The organism is Methylobacterium sp. AC433 (assembly GCF_979253015.1).
On sequence record NZ_CEEDBN010000017.1, the window covers coordinates 99,541 to 118,154 of the forward strand.

Consider the following 18,614-nt stretch of genomic DNA (forward strand, 5'->3'; position numbering starts at 1 on the left):
ACGTTGAGGAGATCGTGACGTGGGGCGCAGATCGCTAAGGGATGTCGGTACCGGGCTCGCGGCCGGCGGCCTTCTGCTCGTCACGGGCTGCGCCACCCCCGAGCCCGTCAACGCCACGCTGCCGAGCCTGTATTGGCCGATGACGACGCAGTCGGCGCAGGTGGACACGGCGACCGCCCGCGACATGATCTCGGCCTATCGCGCCCGGAGCGGCGTCGGAGCTTTGCGCCTCGACCCCGAACTGCAGAAGCTCGCCGAGGCGGAAGCCGCCGCGATGGCCGCCGCCGACAAGCCGAGCCGGGCGCAGACGGTGAAGAATGCGGTGGAGCGGCTCGGTTTCGAGGCGGCCGAGGCCAATCTCTCGGCCGGCTACCACACCTTGGCCGAGGCCTTCTCTGGATGGCGCGACAGTCCGGCCCATAACGCCGCGATGCTGGCACCCGGCGCCCAGCGCATGGGAATCGCCACCGCCTACGCGCCCGGCTCGAAGTACAAGGTCTACTGGGCGCTGCTGCTGGCGAAGTGATCCTCGCCGAGCCGAAAAGCCGATCTCGACCCGAGGCTTGTGCCGACCTTCGCGTCCACGACCTGAAGAGTTGGGCGGCCCGGCTGCGTGCACGCGATCGCGGCCCACGGCGCGTCGAGCCCACGGCGTTCAGGGAAGGGTCTTCATCCGCGGCGTGGGGGAGGTTTCGCTGAGGAGCGTCACCGTCACCCGGCGATTGGCGGGCAGGTAAGGATTGTCCGGAAACAACGGCTCGGTATCGGCCTTGCCGGCCACGGACGCGAAGCGGTCGTCGGGCACGCCGCTGCCGGCGAGGATCTCGCGCACACTGATCGCCCGGCTGGTCGAGAGTTCCCAGGGCGGTGCGGGCGGCCGTGTTCCGGGCCGGTCCGTGGCGGTGTAGCCGGTGATGGCGATGCGGTTCGGCATCTTGCGCAGGGTGAGCGCGATGCGCTCCAGGAGGCGCCGGGTCCGGGCATTGGGTCGGCTCGACCCATCGGGGAACATCGAGGCTCCATCCTGATCGACGATGGACAGGTCGATCCCGCGCTGGGAGGGCGAGACGACGATGTTCTTCGACAGCTCGGCGATCTCCGGCATGTCCTGCAAGGCCTGGCGCAGGCTCGCGGCCGCGAGGCCGGCCCCGTCCGGATAACCCTTGTCGGGCATGCCCTCGTCGACGTTGCCGTCGACGGCGGGCGGCGTGGTGTGGTCGGACGCGCGTTCGGGCACGACGTCGCGGCGGTACTTGACCTTGTCGGCGTTGGGCAACCCGTCCTTCTCGATGATGCCGGCGAAACGCGACTCCTTGTTGACGCCGAAGGCGTCGCGCATGGAACCGGCCACCGCCTGCATCTTCTTCTGATCCTGGGTCGAATAGGCGGCGATCATCACGAAGAAGCTCATGAGGAGCGCCATCAGGTCAGCGAAGGTCACGAACCAGCCGTGGCCGCCATGCGCGCCGCCGCGCTTCTTCTTAGCCATGCGCGTCGCCGCGGCTGGTGCGGGCGCCTGCCATCACGCCGGCTCGGCAGTGAGTTCGTCGCGGTGGTTGTGCGGCAGGTAGGCGATGAGCATCTCGCGCACCAGGGATGAACTCTTGGCGTCGCGGATCAGCAGGATACCGTCGATGATCAGCGAGCGCGAAACGTCCTCCTCCTCCAGCTTCACGTGGAGTTTGTCGGCCAGCGGCAGGGTGATCATGTTGGCGATGAGGGCGCCGTAGAGGGTGGCGAGGAGGGCGGTCGCCATGGCCGGACCGAGCTTCGAGGGGTCCGACATGTTCGCGAACATCGTCACCATGCCCAGGATGGTGCCGATCATACCCCAGGCCGGGGCACAATCGCCGAAGGCGCGGTAGATCTTCGAGCCTTCGTCGAGGTGCATCAGGAAGTTGTCGCGGTCGCGCTCCATCGTGTCGCGGATGAACTCCCGGTCGTAGCCGTCGGCGATGTAGCGTGCGCCCTGCGCCAGGAAGGGATCGGAAATCTCCATGTTCTCCAGGGCCATCGGACCGGATTTGCGCACGACGTCGGCGATCTTCGTGATCTCCTCGATGAGGTCGCGCGGCTTGATCGCGCGCATCGAGAAGGCATAGCGCAGGCCCATCGGGAGCCCGTGCATCATGGTCGAGAAGGGAAAGCGCATCATCGTGGCGGAGGTGGCGCCGCCGAAGATCACGATGACGGCGTGCTTGTCGAAATAGGCGGCGAAGTTCCCGCCATCGATCATGATCAGGACGAAGACGACGCCGAAGCCGCCGACGAGGCCGATACCGGTTGCGAGATCCATGATCACCCGAGCCTGGGCGGCTGCCCGCATGCCGCGTCGGCGCCGCAGGACGAGGCGCCGTCCCCACGATTACGGAATCAGGTTGAACGAACCGTAAAAACCCTGGCCAAACGCTGCGGGATCGCGTCATGCACCGTTCAGGGAGGTCCCGACATAAGGCACGGGACGCCAAGGGTTTGGCGGCCTCCGCCGGGAAGCGTCGTCGCAACCCGGTCCGGCATCGGAGCACACGGTATCATGTCGTTGGTTCGTCTCTACGTGCGCGTGATGGGTCTTCTGGGCGCCGACCGCCGTCTGGCCGCCGTCCTGGCCTGCGCCAACGTGGCCCTGGCGGTGGCGGCCTTCGCCGAACCGCTGCTGATGGGACGCATCATCGATCAGCTCACCCATCTCAAGAGCAGCAGCAACGCCTTCGCGACGCTGGCGCCGCTGATCGGGGCCTGGGTCGCCTTCGGCCTGTTCACCATCGCGGCCGGTGTCACGATCGCCCTGCACGCGGACCGGCTCGCCCACCGCAATCGCCTGTCGGCCATGGCGAACTACTTCGAGCACGTGCTCGAGCTGCCGCTGGCGTTCCATTCCTCGAATCATTCGGGCCGCGTCCTCAAGGCCATGCTGGAGGGCTCGAACGGCATGTTCTGGCTCTGGCTCGGCTTCTTCCGCGATCACTTCGTGGCCTTCGTGTCGCTGATCGTCCTCCTGCCGATGACCCTGTTCGTGAACTGGCAGCTCGGTTCGATCCTCGTCGTCCTCGTGCTCGCCTTCACGGCCCTGACCACCATGGTCATGCGCCGCACCGAGACGCTCCAGGGACGGGTCGAGGCCTACCAGTCGGGCCTCGCCGAGCACGCCTCCGACGCACTCGGCAACGTCGCCGTCATCCAGTCCTTCACCCGCGCCAAGGCGGAGAAGGAGGCGATGCACGACATCATCCGCAACCTGCTCGCCGCGCAGATCCCGGTCCTGTCCTGGTGGGCCCTGGCCAACGTCGCCACCCGCGCCTCCGCGACCCTGACGATGACGGCGATCTTCATCACCGGTATCGCCCTGCACCAGCACGGTCAGGCGAGCGTCGGCGAGGTCGTGGCCTTCATGAGCCTCGCCACCATGCTGGTCTCGCGCCTCGATCAGGTCGCCACCTGCATCAACGGGCTGTTTCAGCAGATGCCCAAGATCGACGAGTTCTTCGAGATCCTCGATACGACGCCGGCCGTCCACGACCGTCCGGGCGCGCAGCAGGTCGCCCGCTTCGACGGCGAGGTCGCTTTCGAGGGCGTCGGCTTCTCCTACAATGCCCGTCGCAAGGCGGTGGAGGATGTCTCCTTCACGGCCCGGGCTGGCGAGACCGTCGCCCTGGTCGGCACCACCGGCTCGGGCAAGTCGACCACGCTCGGCCTGCTGCACCGGGCCTTCGACCCGGATCACGGCGCCATCCGCATCGACGGCACCGACATCCGCGACATCGGCCTCTCCTCGCTGCGCCACAACATCGGCGTGGTGTTCCAGGAGCCGATGCTGTTCGCCCGCTCGATCCGCGAGAACCTGCAGGTCGGCCGCCCCGATGCGACGGATGCGGAGATGCTCGACGCCCTGGAACGGGCCCAGGCCACCGAGTTCATGGCCCGGCAGGCGGACGGCCTCGACACGGTGATCGGTGAGCGCGGCCGGTCGCTCTCCGGCGGTGAGCGCCAGCGCCTCTCGATCGCCCGCGCCCTGCTCAAGAACCCACCCGTCCTGATCCTCGACGAGGCAACCTCGGCCCTCGACGCCACCACCGAGCGCAAGCTGCAGGGTGCCCTGGAAGCCGTGATGGAGGGCCGCACGACCTTCGTCATCGCCCACCGCCTGGCAACGATCCGAAACGCCGACCGCATCCTCGTCTTCCACGAGGGCAGGATCGTCGAGTCGGGCAGCTTCGACGACCTCGTGGCGCAGAACGGCCGCTTCGCTGATCTGGCTCGGGCGCAGTTCATGGCGGCGCAGGAGCCGGAGGGTATGCCGCTCGCCGCCTGATTCTCCCGCGTCGACGCGATCGAAAAGCCCTCGGCCCACCATGCGGGCGAGGGCTTTTCCCGGCCCGGACGCGCCGTGGCAGGGACGTCAGGCGCGATGAGAGGCCTCGGGCGAGGGCCTTGCCGATCGCCGGCCATTCGTGGTGCGTTCCGGAGGGCTCACCCGGACCGACCGCGCGGCGGTCAGTCGATGGAAACCGAAGTCGCCGCGTCCTCCGCCCAGACCCGGAACTTCGTCAGCCGATTGGGGCCGAAGGTGTGGGTGAGCGGCACGTCCGCTGCGTCGCGACCCCGCGCCACCAGGATGCGGCCCCGCCGGGGTGCGTTGTTGCGCGGATCGAAGACGTGCCAGGCGCCGCCGAGATAGACTTCCGTCCAGGCGGCGAAGTCGCCCGGCGCGTGCGGCTCAGGCTCACCGATGAAGCTGAGATAGCCGGTGCAGTAGCGGGTCGGGATGTTCAGGGCCCGGCAGAAGGCGACGAACAGGTGGGCGTAGTCGCGGCACACGCCGCGCCGGCTCGCGAAGGCATCGGCGGCCGTGCGGTCGACATGGGCGTAGCCGTAGCCGAAGCTGATGTGACCATGTACGTAGTCGCAGATCGCCTGCACGCGCGACCAGCCGGGCGTGAGGTCGCCGAACAGCGCCCAGGCCTCGCTCGAGAGCAGATCGGACTCGCAGTAGCGGCTGGCGACCAGGAAGGGCAGGGCCTCCTCGGGCAGATCCTCAACCCGATGCTCCTGCGCATCCGGTGCAACGGCGTCGAGGTCTCCGCTATCCGCGATCTCGGCCTGGACGCTCAGGGTCAGCGCCCCGGCGGGGGCGACGAAGCGCACGGTGCGGTTGCCGAAGACATCGCGAAACGTCCGCACCGGCAGCGGCGGATCGAGGGTGAGCACGTCCGGCGGCACCGCGGCGAGGCCGGCCGCCTGATAGGAATTGAGCCGGGCGATCAGGGGGGTCGGCTGCGGGAACTCGTAGCCCATCTCGCAACCGAACCTAATCCGCATCGAAGCTCCCCCGGGCCGGCCGCCGCGCCGCCGCCTTCGCGCCCTCACTGCCCGTGCCGGAACCCGGACACTAGGCCGCCAGGGTCACAGGCGGATGTCATCGCACGGCCTGCGCGCAGATGAAGCAGCGGGCTCAGAGCCCCCGGGCTCGCGCCTGCTTCTGCTGCATCCGCGCCTGGAGCCGCACGCGCCGCGCTGCAATGACGGTGCCATTGATCTCGCCTCCGAACAGGAACATCGCGGCGAGCCAGTAGAGGAAGACGAGGAACACCATCGCGGTGGCGAGGCCGCCATAGGTGGAGGCGTAGGCGTTGGAGAAGCGGTCGAGATAGTAGCCGAACCCGAGGCCTGCCAGGAACCACAGCAGCAGCGTCACCGCGATGCCCGGAACCACAGCCAGCACCGAACGGCGCCCGGTGGCGACGAACTTGTGGGCGATGACCAGCACGGTGAGCAGCAGGAAGGCGGTGATGCCGATCCGTCCGATCGCGACAGTGAGGCTCAGGGGCTCGAGGCCCGGCGCGACGTTGATGACCTTCCGCCAGATCAGTGGACCCAGCACCACCAGGAGAGCGAAGGCGAGCATCGCGAAGGCGCCGCAGACGACATAGCCGATGGATTCCAGGCGCGTCAGCCACCAGGGGCGCACCTCGCGCAGGCCATAGGCGCGGTTCAACCCGACACGCAGACTCTCGACCCCGGAGGACGAGAAGTAGAGCGCCAGCAAGGCACCGAGGGTGAGCACGCCGCCACGCTGCTCGGTCAGCACCCGGTGGATCTCGTTGACGATGGGTTTCGCGACCTCGCGGGGCCAGGCATCGAAGATCAGGACACTGGCCTCGTCGGCCAGGGACTTGGTACCAAACAGTCCGGCGAGGGCGGCGAGCAGGATGAGGAACGGGAACAACGCGGTCAGACTCGACAGCGCGATATGGCTGGCGATGGCCCAACCGTCATGGGCGACGAAGCGCTGGGCGGCGACGCCTGCGATCTCGAACGGCTTGCGGAGAGGTCTCACGGGTTACGGGCTCGTCCTCGAACGGGGCAGGGGGCGGGCGTGTCTTCTAAACGCAACGCGGCCGGTTCGCGCAACGTGCCGTGCGCGGGGCTCGGCCCGCCGACTTGAATTCTCCGCGACCCTGTGATGCGTGGCGCGCGTCATGCCCGCGCCCGTTCCGTTCCTCGTCCCCGCCCTCTTCGTTCTGATCTGGGCGACGGGCTTCGTCGCGGCACGCTTCGTGGCGCCCCACGCCGAGGCCTTCACCTTCGTGGCGATCCGTGTGGTCGCGGTCGCGCTGCTGCTGGGTGGCCTTGCCCTGACTCTTAGGTCTCGCTGGCCGCGCGGCCGGGCCGGCTGGCTCCATGCCGGGTTCGCCGGCCTGCTGATGCAGGGGATCTACGTGATCGGCGTCTTCTGGTCGGTGCAGCACGGCCTGCCGGCGGGCATCGCCGCCCTGGTCGGCAGCCTGCAGCCCCTGTTGACCGCGACCCTGGCAGGACCCGTCCTCGGAGAGCCCGTGAGCCGGCGGCGCTGGCTCGGCATCGGCACCGGCTTTTCTGGCGCGCTGCTCGTCCTGGCGCCGAAGGTCGGTGCGTCCGAGCCCTCCGGCATCCCCGTTCCGGCCCTGGCGGCGTGTCTCTTGGCGATGATGGCGATGACGGGCGGTACCCTCTGGCAGAAGCGACACGGGGCCGGCGCGGATCTCCTCAGCAACGCCGCCATCCAATTCGTGGGTGCCGCTGTCCTCGCCGTACCGGTCGCCCTCCTGTTCGGGACGGGTGGCTTCGATGCGTCGACGCCCCTGTGGCTCGGCCTTGCCTGGTCGGTCCTCGTCAACTCCGTCGGCGGCATCCTGTTGTTGCTCCTGCTGATCCGACGCGGCGCGGTGGCAGGGGTCGCCTCGCTGCTGTTCCTGGTCCCTCCGGTCTCCGCTGTGATGGCCTACGCCCTGTTCGGCGAGTCACTCGCGCCGATCCAGATGAGCGGCATGGTCATCGCCACCCTGGGCGTCGCCCTGGCCAGCCGTGGCTGATCGACCGCGTCGGAGAAAGACTTTTTCTTTGAGAAACATCTCAATAAAATTCATCATCCCACGAAGAGCAAAGAGAAATCAGGGTTTTTCGATTTGGCGGATAATGAATTCAGGCGGGATAGTGCCGCAGTGCGGCGAGACGCCTCTACAGGCGTGACAAACCTGCCTATAATGGACTGCAAAGCCCCCATCCTTTGCCAGCGAGTTTGCCATGTCAGCCTCTCCCGTCGTCTCGACCGAACCGCAGGATCTCGTGACCCTCGCCCGCGACGCCGCCGAGGCCGCCAAGGGCCTCGTCGCCGAAGCGACCCGGCGCGTGCGCGCAACGATCCTGTCGGACGAGGGCAAGATCTCGGCCGAGAAGATGGAGGCGGAGCAGCACGCCACCCACGGCCTCGCCTGGATCGCCACCTACGCCGAGGGCGTTCGGGAGCTCGGCGCCTACGCTCAGCGCCTGACCGAGAGCGGAGAGTTCGGCGAGACCGAGAGCCTCCTCGTCCGGATCGGCCTCGGCGAGTACCTCGACCAGATGTTCTCCGGCATCCCGATGAGCCAGGGCGAGATGGTGCGACCCACCGGCTCCCTCGGCCTGGGTGCGCGCGAGATCGCGAAGTTCCGCACGGAGGCCGTCGAGACCCTGATCGCAGAGGGCAACACGGCTGAGAATCGTGCCGCCCTGGTGGCCCGCATCCGCGACAACGGCGGCGCGGCCACCATCGGCAAGTCCGGCCTCGACGAGGACATGGAGGCGATCCGCTCCGAGATGCGCCGTTTCGGCCTCGCCGAGGTCGTGCCGCATGCGCACGAGTGGCACAGCCAGAACGCCTACATCCCGATGGAGATCGTCACCAAGATGGCCGAGCTCGGCGTCTTCGGCCTGACGATCCCGGAGGAATACGGCGGCATGGGCCTGCCCAAGATCTCGATGTGCGTGGTCTCCGAGGAATTGTCCCGCGCCTATATCGGCGTCGGTTCGCTCGGCACCCGCTCGGAGATCGCCGCCGAGCTGATCCTGTGTGGCGGCACCGAGGAGCAGAAGCACCGCTTCCTGCCCGGCATCGCCTCGGGCGACACGCTCCCCACCGCCGTGTTCACCGAGCCGAACACCGGCTCCGATCTGGCCAGCCTGCGCACCAAGGCGGTCAAGGACGGCGACGTCTGGAAGATCTCGGGCAACAAAACCTGGATCACGCACCCCGTGCGCGCCGACATCATGACCTGCCTCGTGCGCACGAAGCCCGAGGAGAAGGGCCACAAGGGCCTCTCGCTCCTCATCGCCGAGAAGCCGCGCGGCACCGATGCCGAGCCCTTCCCGGTCGCAGGCCTCTCGGGGGGCGAGATCCACGTGCTCGGCTACCGCGGCATGAAGGAATACGAGCTCGCCTTCGACAATTTCGAGGTGCCGGCCGCCAACCTGCTCGGCGAGGTCGAGGGCAAGGGCTTCGCCCAGCTCATGCAGACCTTCGAATCCGCCCGCATCCAGACGGCGGCCCGCGCCATCGGCGTGGCCCAGAACGCCCTCGATCTCGGCCTGCGCTACGCCGAGGAGCGGGTGCAGTTCGGCAAGGCGCTAATCAACTTCCCCCGCGTGGCCGACAAGATCGCCATGATGGCGGTGGAGATCAACATCGCCCGCCAGCTCACCTACTTCTCGGCCCGCGAGAAGGACGAGGGCAAGCGCTGCGACCTCGAGGCCGGCATGGCCAAGCTCCTCGGCGCCCGCGTCGCCTGGGCGGCGGCGGACAACGCCCTGCAGATCCACGGCGGCAACGGCTTCGCGCTGGAATACGCGGTCAGTCGCGTGCTCTGCGACGCGCGCATCCTCTCGATCTTCGAAGGTGCCGCCGAGATCCAGGCCCAGGTCATCGCCCGCCGCCTGCTCGAAGCGGCCTGAACGATCGGAATCGGCGATCCGCGGCGACGCGGATCGCCAGGGGAGAATGCCGGGGCGAGCCGATCGCCCCGGCATTCCCGTTTCTCGGATGGAGCGCTGCTCTGCGCTACTTGGTGACCTTCACCGATACGGGGTCGCTCGACGGGAAGGTCTCCTCCAGCGCTTCGTCGAGACGCTGATCGAGTTCCCCCTTCTGGTTCTCGGGACGGTGCTTGTCCGACCCTTTCGGGGCCGCTTGGCCCGTCGTGGAGATGGTGTCGGTCTCCGCGGTCTTCTGCTGTTCGGCCATTCAGGGCACTCCTTCGGTTCCGGGCCAGCGCCTTTGTCGGCACGTCGTCCGGGACAACGTCGGGGGCGCGCCCGGTTTCCATCAGCCGAAGCATCGGACGGAATCAGGCCGGGCGCCGAGGCTTGCGGCGAGGAACCGCGCGACCAGGAATTTCGATGCCCGATCGACGCGCCGTGCTCCAGTCCTTCAGGACGCAGCCGGAAGTTGGGCGCGGGTCGTGGTCCGGTCAGTGCGGGCACCCGCCGTCCGCGCCTCGCGCAGAACGAAGTCGTAGACCTGCGTCAGCCGGTCGAGATGCGCATCGGGCGTGAGGGGCGCGGCCCAGTACCGCTCGTAGGCGGCCCGGCTCATGCGCTCGGCGAGGCCGTCGTCGGAGAGGCGCACGAGGTGGGCGGCGAGCGAATCCGCGTCGCCCGAACGGAACCAGAAGCCGGTCTCGCCATCTTCCACCGCCTCGCGACCGGCACAGGCATCGCTGACGATCACGGGCGCACCGCAGGCGAGAGCTTCGTAGACGGTGAGGGGCTGGCCCTCGTACCAGACACTGGGAAAGACCAGGGCCCGGGCCTGTCGCATCAGCGCCTGAACCCCGGCCGCGTCGCGCCAGCCGAGCATCACCGCCTCGGGATAACGCGCCGCAAGATCCGCGCGGGCCGGCCCGTCCCCGACGAAGACCGGGCGCACGCCGGCGCGGCGCGCCGCCTCGGCGAAGATCGGGGCGCCCTTCTCGGTGGAGATGCGTCCGACGAACAGGAAATCGCCGGGCGGCCCGGCATGGAGAGGAGCCTCGTCCACCGAGATGGGGTTGTCGACCCGGTGAAAACGGGTCGAGTCCGGCAGGTGCGGGGCGACGACCCGTTCCTGCAATGCGCTGAGGGTAACGATGTGCGGGAACAGCGCCTTCAGACCGGCCACATGCTCGAGGCCGAGGTGGCGGACAACCCGCAGGAGCTTGCGCGGATAGCTGCGGGCGTCGCAGTTCGTGCTCAGGCAGCCCAGGGACATCGGCGTGCGGTGGCAGATCCGGGCGGCCGGATACTCGTAGAAACCGCCGTTCGGGCACACGAGGAAGAACTCGTGCATGGTGTAGAGCAGCGGCAATCCGGAGGCCGCGAGGCTGCGCCCGATCGAGGGCGAGAGTGCCTTGGCGAAGGCATGGACGTGGACCACGGTGTCCCGCGGGTCGAGGCCGCGCAACTCCATCGCCAGCCGCCGGGCCGCCGGGCGGTTCCAGATCGCCTGCGCGGCGAAGGCGAGCTTGTTCTTCGTCGTGCCGACGTCATCCTGTCCGAGGCAGACCACGCGGATGCCGGCCGCCTCCAGGCGCGGATCGGCGGGGCCGACGGCGGCGAACACCGTGACGCTGTGCCCTCGCGCCCGCAGACCGAGACCGGCATCCAGCGCCACCTTGGCCTGTCCGCCATTGATGAAAGCGTGATCCACGACGAGGACGAGATGCATGGTCGACAGTCCCGGCCAACGACGAGGTCTTCGGCGATCTTTACCGAACGTGCGTTGATCTCCGGTAAATCCACGCACTTGCGGCGGTCCTTGGGCGAACCGCTTCGAATTTCTTGGGCATCGCCGCATCTTCGGGCTGAGCATGCAGATCGTCGTGTTGGCGGAATTCGCGGTGGCGAGCGGGGGCGCCGAGAAGGTGGCAGTCGAATCGGCGCGCGGCCTCGCCGAGGCCGGACTCGACGTCACCTACATCCAGGCCATCGACGGGCCCGTCGATCCACTCCTCGGCCATCCGCGAATCCGCCGGATCGGCCTCGGCAACACCGACATCTGGCAGCGTCCGGCCCATCGTGCCGCCCTCGACGGACTTTGGGACGGGCAGGCTGCCGCGCGCCTCGGGGCCGCCCTCGACGCCCTGCCGGTGCGGCCGGACCTGATCCATCTCCACCAGTGGACGCGCAGCCTGTCGCCGAGCATCTTCCCGGCCCTGTTCGGGCGCGGCCTGCCGGTGGTGGCGACCCTGCACGACTACTTTTTCGCCTGCCCGAACGGGGTCTACTATCGCTTCGACCGGGCCGAACCCTGTGCCCTGAAGCCGCTCTCGGCCGCCTGCATCGCAGCCCCCTGCGATGGCAGGAGCCGGCTGCACAAGCTCGTGCGCGTCGGCCGCTCGGTCTCCCTGCGTGCGGCCCTGAAGCCGCATCGGCTCGACGTCATCCACGTATGCGACGCGAGCCTGAGCCGCATGGGCGCCCTTCTCGAAGGACTGGCGCTGACTCATCACCGGGTCGACAACCCCGTGCGCGTCGGACAGCAGGCACCGGCCGATCCGGCGCGGGGCGATGCGCTCGCGTATGTGGGACGGCTGACACGGGAGAAGGGCGCGGATCTCGTGGCGGACGCCGCGCGTGCCGCCGGACTCCCCGCCCTGTTCATCGGCAGCGGCCCTCTGGAGGACGAGCTTCGGGCACGGGTCGGGGTCGAACTCGTCGGCTGGCAGGCACCGGAGGCGGTCTGGTCGCTCCTGCGCCGTCGGGCTCGGGCCATCGCAGCGCCGTCGCGCTGGTACGAAACCGGACCGCTGACGGTCTACGAGGCCCTGGCTCACGGCATTCCGGTGATCGCCTCGGCCCGGTCCGGAGCCTGCGAGAAGGTCGTCGACGGCGTGAACGGTTTTTCCGTTTTGCCGGAGCCGGAGGCATGGGCGACGGCGACAGCGGCGTTTCGCGACGACGCCCGCACCGCGAAACTCGGCGCGGCAGCCCATGAAAGGTACTGGGCAGCTCCCATGTCGCTCAGCGCCCATGCCGCTTCGCTGATCGCCGTCTACGAACGCATTCTTGCAAACCGGACCGCCCGCCCGGCAAACGTGAAGGGAAACGCCTCGGCAGCGTGACGCCTCCGGGAATTGGCAAAATTCTGCATCTTTCCGCGTCAGCAGACTTGACGTCCATGTTGCGTCGCAACATAAAACTTTTGCGGCGCATCGAACGACTCGTTGCGCATTGGAGAGCATCGAGATGACCAGCCAGACCTTCGAGATCCCCGCCGAGATGCGCGCGTTCGCCGAGAAGAGTGTCGATCAGGCCCGCACCGCCGTCAGCACTTTCATCGGCACCGCCATCAAGACGGCCGAGCAGATGCAGTCCACGTCGGGCTCGGTGCAAGCCTCGATGCAGACGGTCGTCGCCAAGACTTTGGATCAAGTTCAGGACAACGCTGTGGCGACCTTCGACTTCGCCCAGAAGCTGGTCCGTACGCGCGACCTCCGCGAGGCGATGGAACTGCAAGGCGAATTCGTCCGCAACCAGATCGCCAACCTGCAGGCGCAAGCCAAGGATCTCGGCACGCTGGCCCAGAACACCCTGCGCCCGTCCGCCTGAGGTCGGCCGGCGCTCGAACCCGGAGGGCAGTGCCGGCCCTCCGCATCCCGGAGCACCGCCGGAACGGCGACGCCCCGCAGACCGATCCACCATTTCGGGCTATTCTCGAGTCCGAAACGGCGAGGAGACACAGTCATGGCAAGACGGCGCAGAACGCCACCCAGAGCGCAGGACCGGGCCGGAACGCCGCCGGAACTCGAAGGCATCCAGGAGGCTGGACCGATGAACGCTGACACCATGCATACCGTCGAGGGCGGCGAGCAGGATCTCCCGTCCGGGCCGGAGCACGCGCCGAACGTCCACGAGGCGCTTCTCGAAGGTGTCTCGTCGGAGGCGCTGACGGCGGCCGGCGGTGGTGACGGCGAGACGGGCTCGGACGAATCCGTGTCCGCCGCACCCGAAGCCTCCGATCTCGTCGAGGACCTCACCGTGGTGCCGGAGGAGGCCGCGGCGCCGGTCGAGGCTGCGAAGGAGACAGTCGAGGTCGCGACCGAGACCGTGGAGACCATCGTCCAGGCTCTGCCCGAGACGACTGCGGTGGCGCTGCCGGCGATCGCGCCCGCAGCCACGGGTGTTGCAGCCTCCTTCGGCAAGCTCAACGCACTGGCGACAGCGCCGCGGATCACCGAGGTGATGGGTGAACTCGGCGAGGTGAACACCACGGTGCTGACCTACCTGCGCGGCGAGAGTGCCGCGGCAGTGGCCCATTGGCAGGCGCTTTCGGGAGCCAAGACCCCGGCCGATGCGATCCGCCTCCAGGTCAGCGAGATGCAGCGGGCCGCCGACGCCTCGCTGAGCTGCTTCGCGGCCCTCGCCAAGCGCGCCAGCCGCTTCACCGGCGCGATCGCCCGGCGCTGAGACCCCCGGTGCCGGCGCCCCTCGCGCCGGCGGCCCGACCCGTCTAGATATCCCGGAATCCGTCGCGGCATCGTCCCAGATCGGGGCAAAGCCGCCACGCCCTGGTTCCAGGAGTTTCCATGCTGCGCACGTCCCTTCTGCTCGTCCCGCTGCTCACCGTACCCCTCGCCGCGGTGCCTGCCACGGCGCAGATGATGAAGTCGCCGGACGTCGCCGAGAAAGCGGCGCCCGAGAAGGTGGTCCCCCTCGCCAAGGGCCAGGTGCAGCTCTCCTTCGCCCCGGTGGTGAAGCGCGCGGCCCCGTCGGTGGTGAACGTCTACGCCTCGCACGTGGACACGCGGGGCCAGAGCCGCAGTGCCATGGACGAATTCATGCGGCGCTTCTTCGGGGACAATGGCGGCGGTCGCGGGCGCGGCGGCGCGCCGGGTGAGCGAGCGCAGAAGTCCCTGGGCTCCGGCGTGATCGTGGACGAATCCGGCCTCGTCATCACCAACAACCACGTCATCGAGAACATGAACGAGGTCCGCATCGCGCTCGCGGACCGGCGCGAATTCGAGGCCAGCATCGTGCTGCGCGATCCCCGCACCGACCTTGCCGTGGTCAAGATCAAGAGCCCGTCCGGCGGCCTGATCCCGATGGCCTTCGGTGATTCCGAGTCCCTCGAGGTGGGCGACTTCGTGATGGCGATCGGCAATCCGTTCGGCGTGGGCCAGACGGTGACCCAGGGCATCGTCTCGGCGCTCGCGCGGACCCAGGTCGGCTCGTCCGACTACCAGTTCTTCATCCAGACCGATGCGGCGATCAATCCCGGCAATTCCGGTGGTGCGCTGGTGAACCTGCAGGGCCAACTGGTCGGCATCAACACCGCGATCTACTCGCAGTCCGGCGGCAGCCACGGCATCGGCTTCGCCATTCCGGCCAGCATGGTCCGCGCGGTGGTCGAGACCGCCAAGGGTGGGGCGACCGCCGTGCGCCGGCCCTGGCTCGGGGCGCGCGTCCAGAGCGTGACCCCCGACATCGCCGAGAGCATGGGGCTCGATCACCCCACCGGCGTGCTGGTGGCGAGCCTCCAGGCCAAGAGCCCGGCGGAGGAGGCCGGGCTGAAGCGCGGCGACCTCATCCTCACGGTGGACGGCAAGACCGTCGACGACCCGGAAGCCTTCGGCTACCGTTTCGCCCTGAAGGGCCTGACCGGCCAGACCCAGTTCGGCATCCTGCGCGGCACCGGCCGCTCGACCGTGGCGGTCAAGCTCAGCCCCGCGCCCGAGACGCGCCCGCGCGACACCCTCAAGGTGCGCACCCGCTCGCCGTTCCTCGGCGCAACCCTCGTGAACACCTCGCCCGCCGTGGCGGAGGAGCTTCAGGCCGATTTTCCCGCCGACGGGGTCGCGGTCGCCGGCGTCGACGAGGGCTCGATCGCCTCGCGGGCCGGCCTGCAGAAGGGCGACATGATCGTCGCGATCAACGGCATGCCCATCGCTACGACGAAGGATCTGGAGCGGATCACCCGCAACAGCCTCAGCATGTGGGAGGTCTCGATCAACCGCGGCGGCGAGGTGATGACCTCGATGTTCGGGGGCTGACGGCCTGGGCGCGGACGCGGCGGGCGGGGGAGGCCGCGATTTTCCCGGTTGCGGGCGGCGGTCACCCACGTCTTTGATGCGCCGATGTCAGACCTGTTCGCCTCCGCCGGCCTCGCCCGGGCCGCCCCCCGCCCCCTCGCCGATGCCCTGCGCCCCAAGACCCTGGCCGAGGTCGTCGGCCAGGAACAGCTGACGGGCCCGGACGGGGCCCTGACCCGCCTTCTCAACGCCCGCTCCTTCGGATCCCTGGTGTTCTGGGGGCCACCGGGCACCGGCAAGACAACCGTGGCACGCCTGCTGGCCCACGAGACGGACCTGCATTTCGAACAGATCTCGGCGATCTTCTCCGGTATCGCCGAGCTACGGAAGGTGTTCGACGCGGCACGCGGGCGCCGGGCCATGGGGCGGGGTACCCTGCTCTTCGTCGACGAGATCCATCGGTTCAACCGGGCGCAGCTCGACGCCTTCCTGCCCGTCATGGAGGACGGAACGGTGACGCTGGTCGGCGCCACCACCGAGAACCCGTCTTTCGAGCTGAATGCCGCACTCCTGTCGCGCGCCCGCGTGCTGCTCTTCCGGGCGCTCGACGATGCGGCCATCGCCAAGCTGCTGGTGCGGGCGGAGACGCTGACGGAGACGCCGCTGCCGCTCGACGCGGAGGCCCGGGGCGTGCTCGTCCGCATGGCCGACGGGGACGGGCGCGCCGCGCTGACCCTCGCCGAGGAGGTCTGGCGCTCCGCCAAGACGGACGAGGTCTTCGACGCGGAGCAGTTGCAGGCGATCATCCAGCGCCGGGCGCCGATCTACGACAAGTCCCAGGAGGGGCACTACAATCTCATCAGCGCCCTGCACAAGACCGTGCGCGGCTCCGACCCGGACGCGGCGCTCTACTATCTCTGCCGGATGCTCGACGGGGGCGAGGATCGGCTGTTCATCGCCCGCCGCCTGGTGCGCATGGCAGTGGAGGATATCGGTCTGGCCGACCCGCAGGCCCTGGTCGTCGCCACCGCCGCCAAGGACGCCTTCGACTTCCTCGGTTCGCCGGAGGGCGAGTTGGCACTCGCCCAGGTCACGGTCTACCTCGCCTGCGCGCCGAAATCGAACGCGGTCTACGCCGCCTACAAGGCCGCCACGCGCGTCGCCAAGGAGCACGGCTCGCTGCCGCCGCCACGAACCATCCTCAACGGCTCGACCAAGCTGATGCGCAAGATCGGCTACGGCGAGGGATACCGCTACGACCATGACGAGCCAGATGCGTTCTCAGGCCAGGATTACTGGCCGGAAACCCTCGGTCGGCAGCACTTCTACGAACCCACGGACCGAGGCATGGAGAGCCGCTACACCGAGCGCCTCGCCCACTGGGAGACCCTGCGCCAGAAGCGGCGGTCCGACGAGGCGTGACGCCGAGGCATTCCGCGCCACGTCGGTCCCGCCCCATTCATGCCGGCCGATCAAGCCGTCGCGCGATGGCGACGGCTTGATCGGCAGTATCATTAACAAATTCGGAAATGAAAGCTCGAATTTTATCGTATTCAATGAATATAACGCAATTTGTATCATCTATACGAGCGTCATCGCAGATGTTTTTGCCTGAGAGCGAAAAGCACGATGACGATCTACTACGTCGACTCCTCCTTCACCGGCGGCTCGAACAGGAGCGGCCTGTCGGCCGACGCGCCCCTCACCAGCCTCGAGGCGGTCAACAAGCTCAAGCTTCAGGCCGGTGACACCGTCGCCTTCAAGGCCGGCACCGCCTACAATGCCTCGGCGGCGGGCACGGGCGCGCTCACCATCACCGCCTCCGGCACCGAGAAGGCCCCGATCACCTTCACCACCTACGGCACGGGGCCGGCCGCCACGATCGCCAACAGCGCGGCGGGTTACTCCGACGCCATCAACGTGGCCAACGCCAAGTACGTCGTCATCGACGGGCTGACGATCACGGGCGCCGCGCAGGCGGGCGTCAACGTCACCAAGTCGGCCAGCCACATCACGATCCGGAACGTGGAGGCGAGCCAGGTCGGCGAGGGCGTGATGCTCAACGGCACCGACAACCTCGTCACGCGCAGCTACTTTCACGATCTGAAGATGATCAAGAACACGGCCAACGTGTACGACGACGATTACGGCGCGGTCGGCGTGATGATCGGCAACAGCAACAACGAGGTCTCGTACACCAAGATCGTCAACGCCAAGGCGCCGAGCTTCGACTACGGCCACGATGGCGGCGGCATCGAGCTGTTCGGCACGATGAACAACATCAAGATCCACAACAACTGGATCGAGAACAGCGTCGGCTTCATCGAGGCCGGAGGGACCAAGAGTGTCCTGACGAACATCTCCATCACGAACAACGTCAGCCTGAACAACGCCGGCTTCCTTGTCCTGCACAACGGCGGTGGCAACTTCGCCAGCACGTTCAAGAACGTCGACGCGAGCCAAAATACCATCATCGAACAGAACAACACCGCAAAGCAGATGGCTAGCGTTTTCCTGGACGCTCCCTCTCAGAAAGGTGAGCTTTCCTTCCACAACAACGTGATGTATTTGAATAACGGCGACTCTTTCTTTAAACAAGTCGGCAGCTATCATTACGATAACGTCTTCTATGCGCCCTCCAAGGCGACCCACCTCTACAACAACTGGTCGATGGCGCTGAATTCTGGCGAAAAGTACAACACGGTCGCACCGTCCGGAGGCGTCTCAATTGTCGAGACGCTGAAGAATCTCACAGGTGATCTCGGCGCCTCCTTAGTAGCAGCGAGTTCGGTCGGTCTGAACTCCGACAAGCCGGTCACGATCGTGCCACCCCCGGTCATCGTCGAGACCGCTCCGATCATCGCGCCACCGATCGCACCGCCGCTGGTCCAGGCCCCGGCGCCTGTCCCGACGCCAACCACATCGACGACCATCGTCGACGGCGACAAGGTCACGAAGACTTACGACGCGGCCGGCACGCTGATCAACAAGACCGTCCAGCACTCCGACAAGTCCTACGACGTCTACGTCAGCGGCGTCACCGGCAAGGACTACGCCTCGTCCCACACGAGCTATGACAGCGCCGGCAAGGCCGTGCTGATGGAGCAGTTCCGCGCCGACGGCAGCCTGATGATGAAGAAGGTCGTCGGGCTCGACACCACCACCGAGACCTACGACGCCGCCGGCACGCTCACCAACAAGACCGTCCAGCACTCCGACAAGTCCTACGATGTCTATCTCGGCGGCGTCACCGGCAAGGACTACGCCTCGTCCCACACGAGCTATGACAGCGCCGGCAAGGCCGTGCTGATGGAGCAG

At 67.8% G+C, this 18,614-nt stretch carries 16 protein-coding genes; 10 read left to right on the forward strand and 6 right to left on the reverse strand.

What is annotated here, in order from left to right; translation table 11 throughout:
- Positions 1 to 19: 19 nt before the first annotated feature.
- Positions 20 to 526, forward strand: a complete 507-nt coding sequence (locus tag AC0IWM_RS20180; protein WP_471757905.1) for a CAP domain-containing protein — start codon at positions 20 to 22, stop codon at positions 524 to 526.
- Between the two features lie 129 nt (positions 527 to 655).
- On the opposite strand, the gene AC0IWM_RS20185 is transcribed toward AC0IWM_RS20180, so the two are convergent.
- Together AC0IWM_RS20185 and AC0IWM_RS20190 are read right to left on the reverse strand one after the other, a co-directional pair.
- Positions 656 to 1,489: an OmpA/MotB family protein gene (locus AC0IWM_RS20185; protein ID WP_471757907.1), complete on the reverse strand. Its 834-nt coding sequence runs from the start codon at positions 1,487 to 1,489 to the stop codon at positions 656 to 658.
- A 33-nt stretch (positions 1,490 to 1,522) separates the two neighbouring features.
- On the reverse strand, positions 1,523 to 2,296 hold the full coding sequence (locus tag AC0IWM_RS20190; protein ID WP_471757909.1) for a motility protein A: 774 nt from the start codon (positions 2,294 to 2,296) through the stop codon (positions 1,523 to 1,525).
- A gap of 237 nt (positions 2,297 to 2,533) precedes the next feature.
- On the opposite strand from AC0IWM_RS20190, the gene AC0IWM_RS20195 reads away from it, so the two are divergent.
- Positions 2,534 to 4,309, forward strand: a complete 1,776-nt coding sequence (locus AC0IWM_RS20195; protein WP_056474255.1) for a glucan ABC transporter ATP-binding protein/ permease — start codon at positions 2,534 to 2,536, stop codon at positions 4,307 to 4,309.
- A gap of 182 nt (positions 4,310 to 4,491) precedes the next feature.
- On the opposite strand, the gene AC0IWM_RS20200 is transcribed toward AC0IWM_RS20195, so the two are convergent.
- Positions 4,492 to 5,316 (reverse strand): transglutaminase-like domain-containing protein, encoded by an 825-nt coding sequence (locus AC0IWM_RS20200; RefSeq protein WP_471757911.1) that lies wholly within the window; start codon positions 5,314 to 5,316, stop codon positions 4,492 to 4,494.
- A gap of 133 nt (positions 5,317 to 5,449) precedes the next feature.
- Positions 5,450 to 6,334, reverse strand: coding sequence for a YihY/virulence factor BrkB family protein (locus AC0IWM_RS20205; RefSeq protein WP_056474261.1), 885 nt, complete (start codon positions 6,332 to 6,334; stop codon positions 5,450 to 5,452).
- A 142-nt stretch (positions 6,335 to 6,476) separates the two neighbouring features.
- Here AC0IWM_RS20205 and AC0IWM_RS20210 point away from each other — a divergent pair, with 142 nt between their 5' ends.
- Together AC0IWM_RS20210 and AC0IWM_RS20215 are read left to right on the forward strand one after the other, a co-directional pair.
- The gene (locus AC0IWM_RS20210) at positions 6,477 to 7,349 is read left to right on the forward strand and encodes a DMT family transporter (RefSeq protein ID WP_471757912.1); all 873 of its coding nucleotides are present in this window, start codon (positions 6,477 to 6,479) and stop codon (positions 7,347 to 7,349) included.
- 211 nt (positions 7,350 to 7,560) lie between these two features.
- Positions 7,561 to 9,243 (forward strand): acyl-CoA dehydrogenase family protein, encoded by a 1,683-nt coding sequence (locus AC0IWM_RS20215; protein ID WP_056474269.1) that lies wholly within the window; start codon positions 7,561 to 7,563, stop codon positions 9,241 to 9,243.
- 106 nt (positions 9,244 to 9,349) lie between these two features.
- On the opposite strand, the gene AC0IWM_RS20220 is transcribed toward AC0IWM_RS20215, so the two are convergent.
- Positions 9,350 to 9,532, reverse strand: coding sequence for a hypothetical protein (locus AC0IWM_RS20220; protein WP_056474271.1), 183 nt, complete (start codon positions 9,530 to 9,532; stop codon positions 9,350 to 9,352).
- A 186-nt stretch (positions 9,533 to 9,718) separates the two neighbouring features.
- Complete coding sequence (locus tag AC0IWM_RS20225) at positions 9,719 to 10,993, reverse strand: glycosyltransferase family 4 protein (protein ID WP_471757914.1); 1,275 nt, start codon at positions 10,991 to 10,993, stop codon at positions 9,719 to 9,721.
- Between the two features lie 142 nt (positions 10,994 to 11,135).
- On the opposite strand from AC0IWM_RS20225, the gene AC0IWM_RS20230 reads away from it, so the two are divergent.
- The 6 genes from AC0IWM_RS20230 to AC0IWM_RS20255 all read left to right on the forward strand — a co-directional run.
- A complete protein-coding gene (locus AC0IWM_RS20230) occupies positions 11,136 to 12,389 on the forward strand; it encodes a glycosyltransferase (RefSeq protein ID WP_471757916.1) in 1,254 nt (417 codons plus the stop codon).
- Between the two features lie 124 nt (positions 12,390 to 12,513).
- Positions 12,514 to 12,876 carry a phasin gene (locus AC0IWM_RS20235; protein WP_471757918.1) on the forward strand — a complete coding sequence of 121 codons (363 nt, stop codon included), beginning with the start codon at positions 12,514 to 12,516 and terminating at the stop codon, positions 12,874 to 12,876.
- A gap of 222 nt (positions 12,877 to 13,098) precedes the next feature.
- A complete protein-coding gene (locus tag AC0IWM_RS20240) occupies positions 13,099 to 13,734 on the forward strand; it encodes a phasin family protein (RefSeq protein ID WP_471757920.1) in 636 nt (211 codons plus the stop codon).
- A gap of 119 nt (positions 13,735 to 13,853) precedes the next feature.
- Positions 13,854 to 15,317: a Do family serine endopeptidase gene (locus tag AC0IWM_RS20245; RefSeq protein WP_471757922.1), complete on the forward strand. Its 1,464-nt coding sequence runs from the start codon at positions 13,854 to 13,856 to the stop codon at positions 15,315 to 15,317.
- Positions 15,318 to 15,401: 84 nt separating this feature from the next.
- Positions 15,402 to 16,718, forward strand: coding sequence for a replication-associated recombination protein A (locus AC0IWM_RS20250; protein ID WP_471757924.1), 1,317 nt, complete (start codon positions 15,402 to 15,404; stop codon positions 16,716 to 16,718).
- Between the two features lie 207 nt (positions 16,719 to 16,925).
- On the forward strand, positions 16,926 to 18,614 hold a 1,689-nt coding region (locus AC0IWM_RS20255; protein WP_471757926.1), incomplete at its 3' end, for a right-handed parallel beta-helix repeat-containing protein.

Bases quoted from the DNA above. Each gene is read 5' to 3' on its own strand.
- AC0IWM_RS20190 (WP_471757909.1), bottom strand. From the start codon at position 2,296: ATGGATCTCGCAACCGGTATCGGCCTCGTCGGCGGCTTCGGCGTCGTC.
- AC0IWM_RS20210 (WP_471757912.1), top strand. From the start codon at position 6,477: ATGCCCGCGCCCGTTCCGTTCCTCGTCCCCGCCCTCTTCGTTCTGATC.
- AC0IWM_RS20250 (WP_471757924.1), top strand. From the start codon at position 15,402: ATGTCAGACCTGTTCGCCTCCGCCGGCCTCGCCCGGGCCGCCCCCCGC.
- AC0IWM_RS20240 (WP_471757920.1), top strand. From the start codon at position 13,099: ATGAACGCTGACACCATGCATACCGTCGAGGGCGGCGAGCAGGATCTC.
- AC0IWM_RS20215 (WP_056474269.1), top strand. From the start codon at position 7,561: ATGTCAGCCTCTCCCGTCGTCTCGACCGAACCGCAGGATCTCGTGACC.
- AC0IWM_RS20220 (WP_056474271.1), bottom strand. From the start codon at position 9,532: ATGGCCGAACAGCAGAAGACCGCGGAGACCGACACCATCTCCACGACG.
- AC0IWM_RS20225 (WP_471757914.1), bottom strand. From the start codon at position 10,993: ATGCATCTCGTCCTCGTCGTGGATCACGCTTTCATCAATGGCGGACAG.
- AC0IWM_RS20185 (WP_471757907.1), bottom strand. From the start codon at position 1,489: ATGGCTAAGAAGAAGCGCGGCGGCGCGCATGGCGGCCACGGCTGGTTC.
- AC0IWM_RS20230 (WP_471757916.1), top strand. From the start codon at position 11,136: ATGCAGATCGTCGTGTTGGCGGAATTCGCGGTGGCGAGCGGGGGCGCC.
- AC0IWM_RS20195 (WP_056474255.1), top strand. From the start codon at position 2,534: ATGTCGTTGGTTCGTCTCTACGTGCGCGTGATGGGTCTTCTGGGCGCC.
- AC0IWM_RS20200 (WP_471757911.1), bottom strand. From the start codon at position 5,316: ATGCGGATTAGGTTCGGTTGCGAGATGGGCTACGAGTTCCCGCAGCCG.
- AC0IWM_RS20245 (WP_471757922.1), top strand. From the start codon at position 13,854: ATGCTGCGCACGTCCCTTCTGCTCGTCCCGCTGCTCACCGTACCCCTC.
- AC0IWM_RS20235 (WP_471757918.1), top strand. From the start codon at position 12,514: ATGACCAGCCAGACCTTCGAGATCCCCGCCGAGATGCGCGCGTTCGCC.